We start from the raw sequence: 15491 nt of genomic DNA on the forward strand, positions 1-15491 counted from the left end.
GCAAGCGGGAGAGGGAGCGCACCGCCGTCTGGGCTAATCCAGTCTCAACCCATCACGTCCCGACGCAGAGCGTGGCGCGCTGCTTGCGCAGCAGCGCGATCACGGACAGTGCCGTGATCAGCCCGGTCTTGGGATTTTCGGACGGGATGTTCTCGATCGCCATCGAGAAGCGCGCGGAATCCGCCTCGACCTCGATGCGGTGAACGTTGCGCGTCACGGTCGGGTCGGCCCAGATCTGCACCTGGGTGCGGTCGGGTCCGACGCCGGCGAGCGACAGCGCGACCGCGACATTGAGATTGGCCGGAAAACCCTTGGCGGCCTCGCGCGCAGTGCCTTCGAACAGTTTCAGCGGCTCGCGCAGATTGTCGATATCGATATTGTGCTCGACGATGAACGGCGCGCCCTTCAGGCCGTCGATCGGCTTGCGCGTCACCATCTTCACCGAATGAATGGTGCCGATGGCCGCGGCGTTGACGGCATCGAGCCCGATCAGCGCGCCGGTCGGCACCATGATGCGGCCGCCATTGGCCCGCGCAAGATCGACGAGATCAAAATTGTCGAGCAATCCGCCAACGCTGACGACGACCGCGGCCTTGCCGCGCTTCACCGCGGGCTCGACGATCGCGCGCAGCTGGCTGCTCGGCGCGCATTCGACCACGATGTCGGCGGCCTCGCCGAGCTGGTCGATCGGCAGCACGGATGGCGGATGCCGCAGGCTATCGAGGAACGCCCGATGCTTCGCGGGATCGCGCACCGCCACGGCCGACAGCGTCRGTCCTTCGATGCCCTGATCGAGCGCGGTCGCGATCTTGGTGCCGATCGACCCCAGCCCTGCAATGGCAACCCGCAATTCGCTCGGCGCTTTCGTGTCGGTCATCGCATCACACCTTCTGTCCAGTCCATGTCATAGCTCCTCACGCCCCCCGCGCATAGCTGTTGAGGCGCGCCTCGAGCACCGACAGCATCGCGTCGCGGGCCGGGTCGCGCGAGCCGCGCAGCCATGCCGCGGCAAGAGGCAGCCGGCCGACGGGGCCGCTCTGCTTCGGCCGCAGCGATACGAAGCGCACGCCGGAGACCGCCATCCGCGTCGTCCAGCGCGGCACGATCGCGACCCCGAGCTTGGTTGCCACCAGATGGATGATGGTCTGCTTCTCGTCGGCGACCTGCACGATGCGCGGCGTCAGCCCGGCCTGCTCGAACAGTTTTATCGTGAGGTCATGGCTGTGCGGTCGCGAGCGGCGGTCCGGCACCAGCATCGGCTCGTCGGCGATCTGCGCCAGTGTGATCGACTTGCGTTCGGCGAGCGCGTGGCGCTGCGGGAATGCCACGATCGCGGTCTCATGGAGCAGATCGCGGAATTCGAGCCGCTTGTCCGCACTGTCCGGCGGGCGGACGAAGGCGAGATCGAGCGCGCCTGTCAGGATCTTTGGCAGCAGCCGGATCGTCTTGTCTTCGAGAAGCTGAACCGCGACCTCCGGATGCTTGTCGCGGAAGTCGCGCAAGAGTGGCGGCAACAGCCCAGCCGCCGCACTGTCGATGGCTCCGACCCGCAGCCGCCGCGCGGCACCCGCGCGCGAGCGGTTGCGCAAATTGCTCTCGACCGCCTCGACCCGGGCGAGGATGGCACGCGCATCGCGCAGCAGCGTCGCGCCGTCCTCGGTGAGCGCCACCGCGCGCGTCGTCCGTGCGAACAGCCGCGTGCCCAGGTCCTCCTCCAGCAGCCTGATCTGGCGGCCGAGCGCGGAGGGCAGCATCTGAAGCTGCTGTGCCGCGTGCCCGAAATGCAGCTGCTCGGCCGCCGCCACGAAGCATCGGAGCTGATGCAATTCCATTGAAGGTCCTCTCGTCTCGCCTAGGCAATCGCATGTTAGGATTTACACGAGGTCGTCATGCCCGGGCTTGTCCCGGGCATCCACGTTCGTTGTGCCGCAAGGAAGAGCGTGGATAGCCGGGACAAGCCCGGCCATGACGCTGTGGTGGCTTTAGTGCGTCCAACACTCATCTCTCTTGCGATGGCCGTGCGCTTCACCTTTCAAGGATTATATCATTTTTTTGTATAAACCAGCGCCAATTGAGTCCGCCTCGTAACCCCGCCTAGGCTCGCTGCCACACAACGAAAACCGGGAATCAGGGAGGCCGAGGTGGCGAGCGAGATTCAGACGCGCGTGCTGCGCAAGATCACGTGGCGGATCGTTCCCTTCATCATGCTGCTCTACTTCGTGGCCTTCATCGACCGCGTCAACATCGGCTTCGCCTCGCTGACGATGAACAAGGACATCGGCCTGTCGTCGACCGTCTACGGTTTCGGCGCCGGCATCTTCTTCTGGGGCTACTTCCTGTTCGAGGTGCCCTCCAATATCATCCTGCACAAGGTCGGCGCACGGATCTGGATCGCGCGGGTGATGATCACCTGGGGCATCGTCTCGGCCGCCATGGCCTTCGTGCAGGGCCCGACGTCGTTTTATGTGCTGCGCTTCCTGCTCGGCGTGGCCGAAGCCGGCTTCTTTCCCGGCATCATCCTCTATCTCTCCTACTGGTTCCCGGCGCGCCAGCGCGCCGCGGTGACCGCGCTGTTCATGGCGGCGGCGCCGCTCTCGACCGTGCTGGGCTCGCCGGTCTCCGGCGCGCTGCTGGAGATGGACGGCCTGCTCGGCTTCAAGGGCTGGCAATGGCTGTTCGTGCTCGAGGCGCTGCCGGCGGTGCTGCTCGGCTTCGTCGTGCTGGCATTCCTCACCGACCGCCCCGAGAAGGCAAAATGGCTCGCAGACGACGAGCGGCGCTGGCTGGTCGAGACCATGAATGCGGAGACCACCAGCAAGGCCGCAACCGCGAGCCACAGCGTCTGGCGCGGGCTGGCCGATCCGCGCGTGCTGGCGCTGTCGCTGATCTATTTCGGCACCTCGGCCGGCCTCTATACGCTCGGGGTCTGGGCGCCGCAGATCATCAAGCAGTTCGGCCTGTCCTCGCTCCAGGTCGGCTTCCTCAATGCGCTGCCGGCAACCGCCGCCGTCGTCGCCATGGTGCTGTGGGCGCGGCATTCGGACCGCACCGGCGAGCGCACCTGGCACGTCGTGCTGGCCTGCCTGCTCGCGGCCGCAGGCCTCGCCTATGCCGGCCTTGCCGCCGGCGTGGTCGCGGTGCTGGTCGCGCTCGCCCTCGTCAATATCGGCATCTCCTCGGCAAAGCCGCCGCTCTGGAGCATGCCGACGCTGTTCCTGTCCGGTCCTGCGGCAGCAGCCGGCATCGCCACCATCAACTCGATCGGCAATCTCGGCGGCTTCGTCGGGCCGGCCATGATCGGCTGGATCAAGGACCAGACCGGCAGCTTCGTCGGCGGGCTCTATTTCGTGAGCGGCCTGCTCGTTCTCTCCGCGGTCCTGACCCTGCTATTGTCGCGCGCGCAGACCGCACGCGTCGAACCCGTCACGCAATCCCACTGACATCCCAAACGGAGCATCTTCATGCGCACCCATTCGATCGCAGCCATTCCCGCCGATGGCATCGGCCCCGAGGTCATCTCAGCCGGGGTACGCGTGCTGGAGGCACTTGCAAAACGCAGCGGCGACCTCGCCTTCACCATCAAGACCTTCGACTGGGGCTCGGACTATTACAAGAAGCACGGCGTGATGATGCCGGCCGACGGCCTCACCGAGCTGAAGAAGTTCGACGCGATCTATTTCGGCGCGGTCGGYGCGCCCGACGTGCCCGATCACATCACGCTGTGGGGCCTGCGGCTGCCGATCTGCCAGGGCTTTGACCAATACGCCAATGTGCGGCCGACCAAGATCCTGCCCGGCGTCGCCTCGCCGCTGCGCAATGTCGGCGTCGGCGATCTCGACTGGGTGATCGTGCGCGAGAACTCGGAAGGCGAATATGCCGGCATGGGCGGCCGCGCCCACAAGGGCCTCCCCGAGGAGGTCGGCACCGAGGTCGCGGTGTTCACCCGCGTCGGCGTCACCCGGATCATGCGCTACGCGTTCCAGCTCGCGCAGTCGCGCCCGCGCAAATTCCTGACCGTCGTGACGAAGTCGAACGCGCAGCGCCATGGCATGGTGATGTGGGACGAGATCGCGGCCGAGGTCGCGACCGAATTCCCCGACGTCACCTGGGACAAGATGCTGGTCGATGCCATGACCGTGCGCATGACGCTGCATCCGAAGAGCCTCGACACCATCGTGGCGACCAATCTGCACGCCGACATCCTCTCCGACCTCGCCGGCGCGCTGGCGGGAAGCCTCGGGGTGGCGCCGACCGGCAACATCGATCCGCAGCGCCGCTTTCCCTCGATGTTCGAGCCGATCCACGGCTCGGCCTTCGACATCACCGGCAAGGGCATCGCCAACCCGGTCGCGACGTTCTGGACCGGTGCGCAGATGCTCGAGCATCTCGGCGAGAAGGACGCCGCGGTGCGGCTGATGAAGGCTGTCGAACGGGTCTGCGCGGCCGGCGTGCTGACGCCCGACGTCGGCGGCAAGGCGACGACGAAAGAGGTGACCGACGCCGTGATCGACGCCATCCACGGCTCGAACGTGTAGCAGGTGCTAAAGAGCAGGCGATCGGAGGGACATTCGGTGCCGGACCGGGAGGCTCGGCGCGAGGAGCGTCGAGCCCCTCGAAGTCACCAACAACGATGCGATGTCCAGTGGACCAGTCCTGCAGTTCACTGCACGCCACGGCGGGCGAACTCGTCGCCGACCTTGGCCTCGATGACCCTTGCTGCCGAGACGTCGCGGTCGCCGCCGGCTTTGTCACCCTGCCTGAGCTTGGCCAGTCCGCGCCCATAGAGCGCGCTGGCCAAGTTTGGCGCCACGCGCAACGCCGAATTGTAATCGTCAATGGCGGCGGCGAGTTGGCCCATCTTCAGATGGATCAGCGCACGTGAGTCGTATGTCGCGGCATCGTTCAATCCCGACCGAATCGCCCTGTCGCAGTCGTCGAGCCCGGCCTGCAGATCGCCGATGACCGCCCGGGTCCAGCAGCGTCCGCTCCATGCCAGCGTCATATCCGGATCGAGGCGGATAGCCTCGCCGAAATCCCGTGCGGCCCGATCATACTGGTTCAATTTCAGGTAGGCCTCCGCGCGGTTGGCGAAGGCGCTGCCATAACCGGGGTTGAGCTTGATGGCCTCATCGAAGGCCTTGATCGCGTCATCATATGCGCCCTTCTTCAGATAGGCCACGCCGCGATTATTCACCGGCTTGACGTAACCTGATGCGAGCTCGATCGCCCGATCGAAATCGCCGATCGCACGGTCGTAGTCCGCTGTCGCGACATAAGCGTTGCCGCGATTGTTGTAGGCCAGAGCCAGCGCGTCCGCTCTGATATCACCCGAATTGATCAGCGCCGTACAGCTGGTGATGCGGGCTTGCGCCGGGATGCGGTCCGCACCGTTGCACTGCTCGATACCGCCAAGACGGTTGCTTTTCTGCTGCGCCACCGCCGGCGAGCCGAGCAGCAGCAACACGAGCACAAGCGCTGCGCTATCGATGATGGCGGCCCTCATGGTCATGTCCGTGTCAGGCCTCGCTGAAGTTGACGGAACACCACCTCGGATGTTTCGCATGCCGCGACAGGGAGGGGAGACGATGCTCGCCCGAATACCGCTTCAGCATCCCCGGCAGATATTCAGCCTCGGACCGGCCTCCTGTTCGGGCTGCCGCGCCGCGGCCGTGACGCGCCTCTTGAGCAGCTTGCTCTTGCCCTCTTCGATGAGAGTCGAAAACTTGACCRTGCCGTCATCCGACACTTCGACGTGCGGCGTGGTCCCCCGGATTCCCATCGTTGCAACGGGCGTGTCGACCTTCATATCGCCGGTCTTCGCGACCTGGCCGGCGACAAAGGTGGCTGTCCCCCTGGTGAGATTGAAAAACGTCGAGTTGGACTTGCCATCGGGCTCGTACAGATACTCATCCAGAGTCATCCGCGCGTTGCTCGACAGATTGAACGACGAACCATCATTGAAGTTGATGCTGACCCGGCTGTCCGCTTCGGTTCGCACTACGTCGCGCAGATACACGACATCGCCGGCCTTGGCTGGAGCGGCTTGACCGGGAAGGTTCACCTGGACGAGGACCGCACCTGCGTGCTCGATCGTGACCGAACCCGTGACGGCCATGACCTTTCCGATCGGTTTCGGCGCCACATCCTGAAGGCCGGGCTTCAAGGGACTGACTTGAGCCTGCACCGGCTCGGCAAGAACACTCGCGCCTGCCAAAACGAAACCAGCCACCAAAGCTGCAATCCTGTGCCTGCACATGACCCGCCCTTTCCGAGAAGATCTTGCTCGCGTACCCGCTTGATTGGCCCTGGACGCCCGGCTAGGCCCGCACGTCGTGCATTGCGAGCATCTACGACCTGAATCGCGCCCGACCAACCCTCCAAAGGGGGTACCTCATTTTTGCCTTCGATGTCAGCTCCAAGCCGTTTGCCTCGCCACCGGAACTGCGCCACATTTCGCGCGGCTCAGTCGTCGGCTATTCCTGAGAGACAATCTACGTTCGCGTCCAGACGCGGTATCTCGCGCGAACTGTCATCGTCTTCTACACCCATAGAGTCTTGGCTACACCCATAGAGATCTTTTTTCATCAGACGTTTTCGGCGTGCAGGCCTGGGTTGCCAACGCCAATATCTGCCCCGGCGGCGTAGGCAAAATCGACAAGAAGACCGCGGCACCGCGCTGAGCCCGAGTTAATCGGCATGCGAGGCCAAAACAATGTTAGTCGCTCTGGGCGTTGCCCCCCGGGATGGGGCTGTTACGGCTCTGCCTCTCCAGATCATCGGCATGGTTCAGACAGCGCTTGGTTGCGCTGCTCTTAGGCGCGATGGCGGCGCGGCGACTCAGGTCAGCTCTGGGGACCTTGTCTGTCGTGGTGACGTAATCGAAACTGCCGCGGATGGGCAGGTCGCAATTCGGCTTCTCGACGACACCGTATTCAATATCTCCAGCCGAGCTTGCATTGAGCTGCGCGAATTTGCCTGCGAGTCCGACGGCGCGTCGCGTTCGACCGTCGTTGCGCTCAGCAGCGGACGCTTTGCTTTCGCGACCGGCCGGCTGGCCAACAGCGGTACCCTGACGGTCGACACGCCCATTGGAAGCGTTCGCAGCCGCTCCCATGCCAGTGGATACGGCATCCTGACGCTTGCGGCGCTGACTTTTTCCATGATGAAGGACGCCCTCGCCGCAGACCCGGACGCCACGTTTCTGGATGAGGACAAGATCACTTACAAGCACCTGCAGCACGGCGCCTTCGAACTCATCACCAAGGAGCCGGTGCCGCGACACATCATCGTCGAAGATCCAGGCGAGACAATCGTCCTGCACAGGATCGGCTCCTCGGTCAGCGTGAACCAGGTTACCAACAGTGCCGCGCGAATGGAGGAGTTGCAGGCGGCTCAACGCGACGTGCTCGCAAATCTTGCGCGGGGCCCAACAGGATCGAGCACGCCGCCTTTCGGCGATTCGCTTTCGCTGCAGCACATCAATTTCACGTCGGAAGACGCGACCGCGCCGTTGAAGCTGGCTCCGCCGCTGCCGCTGTTCGAGCTCCCCCTTATTGAGCGGCCGCCGCCGATACTGAGCGTGACGGCCGGGCCAGTCGAGATCGACACGATCAGGTTCGACGAGTTCACCGCGACAAGCGGTACCTTCACCGCCAGCAGCCCGTTCAATACGCCATTGACCTTCGGTCTCAGCGGCGGGACGGCCGGCAACACGGTCCTGAACGGCGTGACATACGATCTCGCGCAGACCGGTCCGTTTGGCACCCTTCATCTCAATAGCACGTCCGGCGCCTACATTTTTGTTCCGAACGGCGCTGCTATCAATGCCCTGTCGTCGCCGACGACCACGAGCTTCGTCATCACGGTCTCGGACGGCGGGCTCTCGACAAGCCAGGCCTTCACCATCACCATCAACGGCGTCAACGACACTGCCACGATCTCAGGCAACGCCAGCGGCACGGTGGTGGAAGCGGGCGGCGTCGCCAATGCGGCGCCCGGCACGCCGACCGCGACCGGCACGCTCACAGACACGGATGTCGACAACCCGCCCAACACGTTCACGGCGATCAGCTCGCCGGCCAGGAGCACGGGCGGCTACGGCAGTTTCACGATGACGGCCGGCGGCGTATGGACCTACACGCTCGACGACAGCAACAGCACAGTACAGGCCTTGCGCGCCGGCGATACCCTGACCGATACCCTGACGGTGACCAGCATCGACGGCACCCCGCAAGTCGTGACGGTCACGATCCTGGGCAGCAACGACGCCGCCGTCGTCTCCGGCACCGCGACCGGTTCAGTCGTCGAGGCGGGCGGCGCTTCGCCCGGCACGCCCGTCGCAACCGGCAGGCTTGTCGACGCGGATTTCGACAACCCGTCCAACACGTTCGTGGCGGTCGGCGCGCCGACGGCAAGCGCGCATGGCTATGGCAGCTTCACGATCACCGCGGCCGGCGAGTGGACCTATGCACTCGACAATGCCAACGCCGCGGTTCAGGCGCTCAACACCGGCGGCACGCTGACCGACAGCTTCACGGTGACCACGGCGGACGGCACGGCACAGGCGGTGACGATCACCATCAACGGCAKCAACGATGCGGCCGTCATTTCCGGAACGGCGACCGGATCGGTGATCGAGGCCGGAGGTAAGGCCAATGCGACGCCTGGCACGCCGACTGCGACCGGCACGTTGACCGATACCGATCCTGACAATGCGTCCAACACCTTCACCCCGGTGAGCACGCCAAGGACGAGCGCGGGCGGCTTCGGGACCTTCACGATGACGGCGCTGGGCACCTGGGCTTACACGCTCGACAACACCAACAGCACGGTGCAAGCCCTCAATGTCGGGGATGCCCGGACCGATCAGTTCACCGTGACGACCGTCGACGGCACGCCGCAGGTGGTGACAATCACGATCAAGGGCACGAATGACGCCGCCGTCATTTCCGGAGCCACGACGGGCTCGGTGCTCGAAGCCGGCGGCATCTCCTCTGGTATCCCGTTCGCGACCGGCGCGCTCGCCGATAGCGACGTCGACAATCCAGCCAACACCTTCACGGCCGTGACATCGCGCACTGCGAGCGACGGCGGCTACGGCGCCTTCACGATGACCGCGTCCGGCGTATGGACCTATACGCTCGACAACAACAACGGCGTGGTGGACGCACTCGATGTCGGCGATACGCTCACCGATCACTTCACGGTAACGACCATCGACGGCACCACCCAGGAGGTGACGATCTCCATCCACGGCGCCAGCGATGCCGACCCCAACGACTTCGACAATCTGGCAACAGGAGCCACCGTCGTATCCGATCCCCCGTTTGTCTACGGCACGCCTGGAGGCGACAGCATCGCCGGCGGCGGCAACGTTCCCCAAACGATCTACGGAGGCGCCGGTGAGGACACCCTCAACGGCACCGGCGTGAACGACACTATCTTTGGCGGATCGGGCAACGATGCGATCAAGGGCAACAACGGGGATGACCTCATCTACGGCGGCTCCGGACGGGACAATATCGACGGCAGCAACGGCAGCGACACCATCATCGGGGGGCTCGGTGCGGACAAGCTCACGGGCGGCAATGGCGATGATGTCTTCGCTTATCTGTCGGCGGCAGATTCCAGTGCAGGCCGGTTCGATACGATCACTGATTTCAGATCGGGAGCCGACAGGATCGATCTGACGGCCATCGGCGCGCTCGGATTCGTGATCCTGGCATTGACCGCGTCAAGCACGTCCGTGCCGGCTCACACCATCGCCTGGATCTACGACAGCTCAGCCAATGAAACCATCGTGTATGTCAATCCGACCGATCAAACTCTCCAGATCGGCGATTCCAGCCTGCTGGAAGTTCATCTCCAGGGTGTCGCGTCCATCGATTCATCGGATTTCGTCGTGGACCAAGCCGCGGCGCCGGCGCAGGCTGTGAGCGACACCATCGATCCAACCGTGGCAGTGCAAGGCGACACGGCCTCCGTTACGATCAGCACCTCGGAGGTCGCCGCCAGCACGACGGACAGTAGCAGCCCCCTCTCCTTCGACGGAGGCTCGACCGCTCAAACGGTGGATGTGAGCTATCGCCTCGATGCCGATCAAACTCGGAGCAGGTGGATCGACGAGACCACCTCTTCCACCCGGGACGAAACTACGACGCAAGCCACGAGCCCGGAGCCGGCCAGCGTTTCGCTATCGATGGACTCCTTCAAATTTATGTTCGAAGACACCRCGATCAACCACAGCACCCATTTGATCGGAATTGGCGCGGGCGGCACCGCGGAGGAAAGTCATCCCGTGTTGGATGTCTCTTTCATCGTGCCGGATGCGCTTCTTGCGACCGACCAACATTCCAGTCATGGCAAGGCCGCGGAGGCTCCCGGTCATGCGCGCGCTGCCGATAGCGGAAGTGGGCTTGATGCCGCCCCCCCGAAAGGCCTCGGGAACGGCGGCAGCGYTCATTCGAATCCTCCGCAAGCCAGCGAACACGGTCATGCTTCAGCTGAGGCGCACGACGGGCCTCATTCTCAACCGCATTCTGCGGCTGATGGCGCGCCCGGCTCACACGGAAACTCGCAGGCAGATCCGCACGGGCTGGGCGATTCCTTCAAATTCCTGAAGCCGGCGATCGAGAGATCGACCATCGCATTCGCGGACGATGTCCCATCGCCGCTCGATCATCACGACCACGCCACAAAAGCCGGCGGACATGGTGATGCCGCGCAAGACGCCGAGGTTTCGCCAATGCACCATGGCACTCACGATATCGGCGGTTCAGTCGAGCCCCATGTTGCGCACGATTTGATCGTGTGAGCTTGGTCGGGCGGCCTACCGCCGGTTCGGCGTCACCATCGCGGCCGCTGGCTCGGGCGGCGTCAGGTGGCGCGGCACGATGATGGACTGGCCGGGGGTGAGCGGTGCGTTCTCCGGCAGCGAGTTGCTCTGCGCGAGCGACCACAGCGGCACGCGATTGGCCGCGGCGATGCTTTCCATGGTGTCACCCCGGCGCACCGGAAGCCGCACGCCGCTATCCCACAATTCGACCAGCGTATCCCCGGGCACGCGGTAGCGCAGCGGCACGGCATCGACCTGGGCCTGAATCCGCGGCAACTGCGTCACCATGTCGATAATCTGGCGATGGATGTCGTCGGACTTCTCGATGTTGATGTGGGTGACCCGCGAGTTCTGCTTCAGGTCGTAGCTCGCATAGTGGCCGCGAAAGCCGGGCACCGCCACCACATCGCCGCCGCCGAGCACGGTGTCGGAAAGGAAGATGTTGATGAAGCGCTCGACATTGAGCGGCACGTCGCCGGTCGCATGCGCGGGATCGATGGTGATGAYGAGGCTGATCGGGATGTTCTCCTTGGCTGCCATCTCGGAGATCACGACCGAGCACAGCCCGCCCATCGAATGCCCGATCAGCACGATCGGCGCCGGCGACTCCTTGTAGCTGGAGATGGCACGATCGCCGATCCATCGGCAGATGGTGAATTCGTAGACGTCGGCCGAAAATCCGGCCTGCGTCAGTTTCTCGCTGAGCCGGTCCATGCCGGTCGAGAAGATCGGCCCCATGGCGCCACGGAACAGGTAGATTTTCGGCGGCGGCAGCGGCTCGGCCGGTGGAGGCGGCGGAGCGGCGGTCGCGACCGCGGCGGGCTTCGTCTTGGCAGGTGACGCCGCGGCCATGCCGGGGCTCAAGGCGAGCAGCGCCACCGCTGCCAGCACGACCAGTCGCCTCAAATCAACCATCAGTCCCACCACGGAAGGCAGAGGCCTCCCCCAAGGCGCTTAGTGACCACCGATTGGGAGGAATTTGGGGCACGGAACCGGGCCGGTGACGCCCGTCGGCGGAGGCGTCCGTTCCGACCGCCCTCGTATCGAGGCATCACTTGAACGGAACCCATGGTCCGGCTTCGCAGGCCTCGGAAATCACCGAACTCTGGATCCCCTTGAAGTCGTCATTGTCGAAAAACACCGAATAAGCGGCTCCGTCCGCTGACGGGTCGCTCCGCCTCACGCAGACAAAGTACGATCCCGGCCCGTGGTCGGTACGACGGACGGCGGATGTCTCGAGTCCGCCGGTCAGCTTGGCTGCGGTCGCGCCTTTCCTGACGCCCTCCTTCACGGCCTGGGCGCTGGGCGGCTGTGCCGGACGATAGGTGTGGGGGATATCCGGGGTCGACGCGCACGCCGCCAGCAACAGCGTCAGGATAGCGGCCAAGACCTGCAGGGATCGGCGGCCAAGGGCGAGCCTTCGCGGCCGGTAATGCGTCCAAATCATTGCGTGAGCGTCGGCCCTGGATTCAGCTCGGGCGCTGGTGCCGGAGCCGGATTGTCCTTGGCACCGGAATCCGTCCAGGCGGGCGGCAGGCCGAGTCCCTGCCCCGCAAAGCCCGTGATTCCCGGAAACCGCCCGAACGCTTCGCACGCGACATATTTCGGCGCGCCGCCGAACCGCACGGGAATGCTTTCGATGGGAGGCAGCGCGGGCACACCGCCGAACGGAGATTCTCCGGTCACAACCAGCTTGGCGAAATCGGCGCCGAAATCGGCCGCGAGATCGTATGCATCGCCCTCGTTGGCGACCCGCGGAGAGTTCGAGAAGGAATTGGCGCTGCGCCCCCAGACCATGGCCGCCTTCTGAAATCCGGCGAAGTCGCGCGCCTCCGCCTCGACCGACAGGCTGCCGAGCCCGACCGGAAGCCTCGGTACCGGCACAGGCACGGCGGGAAGGGCTACGGTCTTGGCGATCGACAGGGCTTTCGAAGCGCCGGAGGCGGTCGGGCTGGTCGGCGTGGCATGAGTGACCGTCGCCTGCACCGTGAGATCCGCGTCGTCGTCCGTGGACACGATGCGGAAGCGTTCGCTCAAGCGCAGACACAGTTCGCGGCTGATGGCGTTCGCCACCAGACGCCGTTCCTTTTCATTCAAAGGGACATCGCTGCGTGCGGGAAAGACGGTCGATGCAATCCGGACCGTCTTCGCCGCCAGCACGTCCTTCTTGTTCACGCGTATCTGGGATTTCGTGATCAGCCCGTTGGCGTCCGACATCCGGTCGTAGCTCCTGAGCGTGCCGCCGCGTTCGAGCGGCGCGGTCGCGCATCCACCGCCCGCAAGCGTGACGCACATCAGGGCCGCCCATCTGACGCGCATGGTCCCGCTCGCCGCCGCACGATTTATTAGAGAACCCACTCTAATTACCACTCCCACGCCCCCTGCCGCCCGTCAAGATAATAGATGGAACTCTCTAATTTTGATTTTCTCGTGACGAAACGTTGCTAGAATGTTGCTGGGAGGATGGGAGAGAGCACATTGAGGAAAGTCGACCCCGTCAAGCATGAGCAGAAGCGCGGCGAGATCCTCGGCGCGGCAATCCGCTGCTTCATCAAGGACGGCTTCCGTGGCGCCAGCACGACGGACATCTGCACCGAAGCCGGGATCAGTCCGGGGCACCTCTATCACTACTTTCCGAGCAAGATGGCGATCGTCGAGGCGATGATCGACCTCGGCCTCGCGCATGCGGCGGAGCGGTTTGAAAAGATTCTGGCCGCCCCCGACGTGATCGAGGCGCTGCTCGCCGACATCGAGGCAACCAGCCTGCGGTTTCGTCCCGCCCAGATCCTCAGCCTGGATGGCCTCGCGGAGGCCGCACGGAATCCGGAATTCGCCAAGATCATCGAACGGCACACCCGAGCGGTGCGCCGCATGTGGGTCGATTTCCTGCGCCACGCGCAGAGCCAGGGACGGGTCGATCCGGGACTGGACTCAGATGCCACGGCGAACATCCTGATCGCGATCATCGACGGATCGCGCGCGATGCCGATCCGCAATCCCAAGCTCGATATCAAGCAGAGCACGGCGCATCTGAAGACGATGCTCGTGCGTTTCCTGGGTCCGCCCGAAACGCAGGGCGCCGCGATCAAGCCGCGCAATCAGGCCACCGCCCGCCCTCTCAAGCTGGTCAAGAAGCGATAGGACGGCCCGCGGATCAACGCCCGCCGCCACCGCACCGAGCGGATCCCTTCATTGCCTGCTCTTGAGCCTGCTGCGATGCGCCGCTTGCTTGGCGCGGTTGCCGCAGACCGCCATGATGCACCACCGCCGCGCACGCCGGCGGGTGTGGTCGGCGAACAGCATCGTGCAGCTATGGCCCTCGCATGCCTTCACGTGCGAAAAGTCCTCTTCGCAGACGAATTGCGCCAGCGCTTCGCCGACCGGCAGCAGCAGCGATTCAGGCGACCGCCAGCGCCGCGTCATTCGCAGCGCGAGGCCGCCATCCTCATGCCGGGGTTCGATCCGGCTGAATGCCTCGTCGCGCTCCAGCAGGCTGTTCAACGGACCGAGCTCGCGCAACGCATCCGCCGTGAGTGGCCGGCCCGCATGCTTGCGAACGAAACTCCTGAACCACTCGCGCAACGCGCGGGCCTGATCGGCGACCTTGTCCAGCTCGCCCGGCAGCGCGCGCGCCTTCAGCGCATCCAGCTCCGCCGCCGGCACGAGCTTCGCCTGGGCCAGCCAGTCGACCAAGCCATCGCCGTCGTCGATCCAGTCGACCGGCGCATCGACCGGCGTCGCGATCGAATTCAGGAAATCGAGACCGATCGAGTCGGCAATGAACATGGCAGGCGGTCGATTTGTCATGCGCGGCTCCCCAGCCAGACGGAACGTCCCTCGACATAACCTGTTAAATAGCTATTGACAAGTTACCAGCGGCGAGCATAACCTGATTGAAGAGATTTAACAGGTTATGCGGGAGGCGAGCATGGCCAAAGGCGATGCGACTGTGGTTCTGGCCCATGGCGCCTGGGCGGATGGGTCGAGCTGGGCCCGTGTCATCGCGGCGCTCGAGGCCGAGGGGATCAAGACGCAGGCAGCGCCGCTGCCGCTAACTTCGCTGGCCGACGATGTCGCCGCCCTCAACCGCAGCCTGGATCGCACCGAAGGCCCGATCGTGCTTGCCGGGCACGCCTATGCCGGCGCGGTCATTGCGCTTGCGCGCCCTGCGCGCGTGAGGGCGCTGGTCTATGTGGCGGCGCTTGCGCCCGACGAAGGCGAGAAGGTCGCGGACGTGTTCTACCGTCTTCCGCCGCATCCGCAGGCGCCAAAACTCGCTCCCGACGACAATGGTCTGATCTGGCTGCCGGAAGACGCGTTTGCTGCGGCCTTCGCGCAGAACGCCACGGCGGAGGACCACGCGGTCCTCGCGGCCGTGCAGCGGCCGATCTCGCTGAACTGCATCACCGTCCCGGCCGGGCACCCGCTCTGGAAGGACGTCCCGAGCTGGTTCCTGGTCGCCGAGCAGGACCGCATGATCGTGCCGGACACGCAGCGCTTCATGGCGGAACGCATGAAGGCGAACATCCGCACCCTCGCCGTCGATCACACGCCCAGCGTCACCGCGCCCGCGGCCGTCGCCGGCATCATTCGCGACGCGATCCGCGCCGTGAGCGGCAACCCGATCTAACCTTCTTCAGGAAACCACATCACTTGC

At 64.7% G+C, this 15491-nt stretch carries 13 protein-coding genes; 5 read left to right on the forward strand and 8 right to left on the reverse strand.

Features of this window, described 5'->3' with window-relative positions:
• Positions 1–52: 52 nt before the first annotated feature.
• Both ACXJL8_RS02010 and ACXJL8_RS02015 read right to left on the reverse strand, forming a co-directional pair.
• Positions 53–877, reverse strand: a complete 825-nt coding sequence (locus ACXJL8_RS02010) for an aspartate dehydrogenase (RefSeq protein ID WP_456684528.1) — start codon at positions 875–877, stop codon at positions 53–55.
• Between the two features lie 37 nt (positions 878–914).
• Positions 915–1832 (reverse strand): LysR substrate-binding domain-containing protein, encoded by a 918-nt coding sequence (locus tag ACXJL8_RS02015; protein ID WP_456623569.1) that lies wholly within the window; start codon positions 1830–1832, stop codon positions 915–917.
• 309 nt (positions 1833–2141) lie between these two features.
• On the opposite strand from ACXJL8_RS02015, the gene ACXJL8_RS02020 reads away from it, so the two are divergent.
• On the forward strand, positions 2142–3440 hold the full coding sequence (locus ACXJL8_RS02020; RefSeq protein WP_456623570.1) for an MFS transporter: 1299 nt from the start codon (positions 2142–2144) through the stop codon (positions 3438–3440).
• 21 nt (positions 3441–3461) lie between these two features.
• Positions 3462–4535 carry a tartrate dehydrogenase gene (locus tag ACXJL8_RS02025; protein ID WP_456623571.1) on the forward strand — a complete coding sequence of 358 codons (1074 nt, stop codon included), beginning with the start codon at positions 3462–3464 and terminating at the stop codon, positions 4533–4535.
• Between the two features lie 125 nt (positions 4536–4660).
• On the opposite strand, the gene ACXJL8_RS02030 is transcribed toward ACXJL8_RS02025, so the two are convergent.
• Both ACXJL8_RS02030 and ACXJL8_RS02035 read right to left on the reverse strand, forming a co-directional pair.
• Positions 4661–5503, reverse strand: a complete 843-nt coding sequence (locus tag ACXJL8_RS02030; protein ID WP_456623572.1) for a tetratricopeptide repeat protein — start codon at positions 5501–5503, stop codon at positions 4661–4663.
• Between the two features lie 102 nt (positions 5504–5605).
• Complete coding sequence (locus tag ACXJL8_RS02035) at positions 5606–6229, reverse strand: FecR family protein (protein WP_456684529.1); 624 nt, start codon at positions 6227–6229, stop codon at positions 5606–5608.
• A gap of 552 nt (positions 6230–6781) precedes the next feature.
• Between ACXJL8_RS02035 and ACXJL8_RS02040 the strand changes: the two genes are divergently transcribed.
• Complete coding sequence (locus ACXJL8_RS02040) at positions 6782–10813, forward strand: VCBS domain-containing protein (RefSeq protein WP_456684530.1); 4032 nt, start codon at positions 6782–6784, stop codon at positions 10811–10813.
• A gap of 15 nt (positions 10814–10828) precedes the next feature.
• On the opposite strand, the gene ACXJL8_RS02045 is transcribed toward ACXJL8_RS02040, so the two are convergent.
• The 3 genes from ACXJL8_RS02045 to ACXJL8_RS02055 all read right to left on the reverse strand — a co-directional run bounded on the left by ACXJL8_RS02045 (position 10829) and on the right by ACXJL8_RS02055 (position 13129).
• Complete coding sequence (locus tag ACXJL8_RS02045) at positions 10829–11749, reverse strand: LysM peptidoglycan-binding domain-containing protein (protein ID WP_456684531.1); 921 nt, start codon at positions 11747–11749, stop codon at positions 10829–10831.
• A gap of 136 nt (positions 11750–11885) precedes the next feature.
• A complete protein-coding gene (locus ACXJL8_RS02050; protein ID WP_456623576.1) occupies positions 11886–12221 on the reverse strand; it encodes a hypothetical protein in 336 nt (111 codons plus the stop codon).
• 56 nt (positions 12222–12277) lie between these two features.
• Complete coding sequence (locus ACXJL8_RS02055) at positions 12278–13129, reverse strand: DUF3313 domain-containing protein (RefSeq protein WP_456623580.1); 852 nt, start codon at positions 13127–13129, stop codon at positions 12278–12280.
• A 168-nt stretch (positions 13130–13297) separates the two neighbouring features.
• Here ACXJL8_RS02055 and ACXJL8_RS02060 point away from each other — a divergent pair, with 168 nt between their 5' ends.
• Positions 13298–13975, forward strand: coding sequence for a TetR/AcrR family transcriptional regulator (locus tag ACXJL8_RS02060; protein WP_456622370.1), 678 nt, complete (start codon positions 13298–13300; stop codon positions 13973–13975).
• A gap of 48 nt (positions 13976–14023) precedes the next feature.
• Here the strand turns inward: ACXJL8_RS02060 and ACXJL8_RS02065 are convergent, their stop codons facing one another.
• The gene (locus ACXJL8_RS02065) at positions 14024–14641 is read right to left on the reverse strand and encodes a CGNR zinc finger domain-containing protein (RefSeq protein ID WP_456622371.1); all 618 of its coding nucleotides are present in this window, start codon (positions 14639–14641) and stop codon (positions 14024–14026) included.
• Between the two features lie 121 nt (positions 14642–14762).
• On the opposite strand from ACXJL8_RS02065, the gene ACXJL8_RS02070 reads away from it, so the two are divergent.
• Positions 14763–15464: an alpha/beta fold hydrolase gene (locus tag ACXJL8_RS02070; protein ID WP_456622372.1), complete on the forward strand. Its 702-nt coding sequence runs from the start codon at positions 14763–14765 to the stop codon at positions 15462–15464.
• The last annotated feature ends 27 nt before the right edge of the window (positions 15465–15491 follow it).

The organism is Bradyrhizobium sp. P5_C11_2 (genome assembly GCF_054049755.1).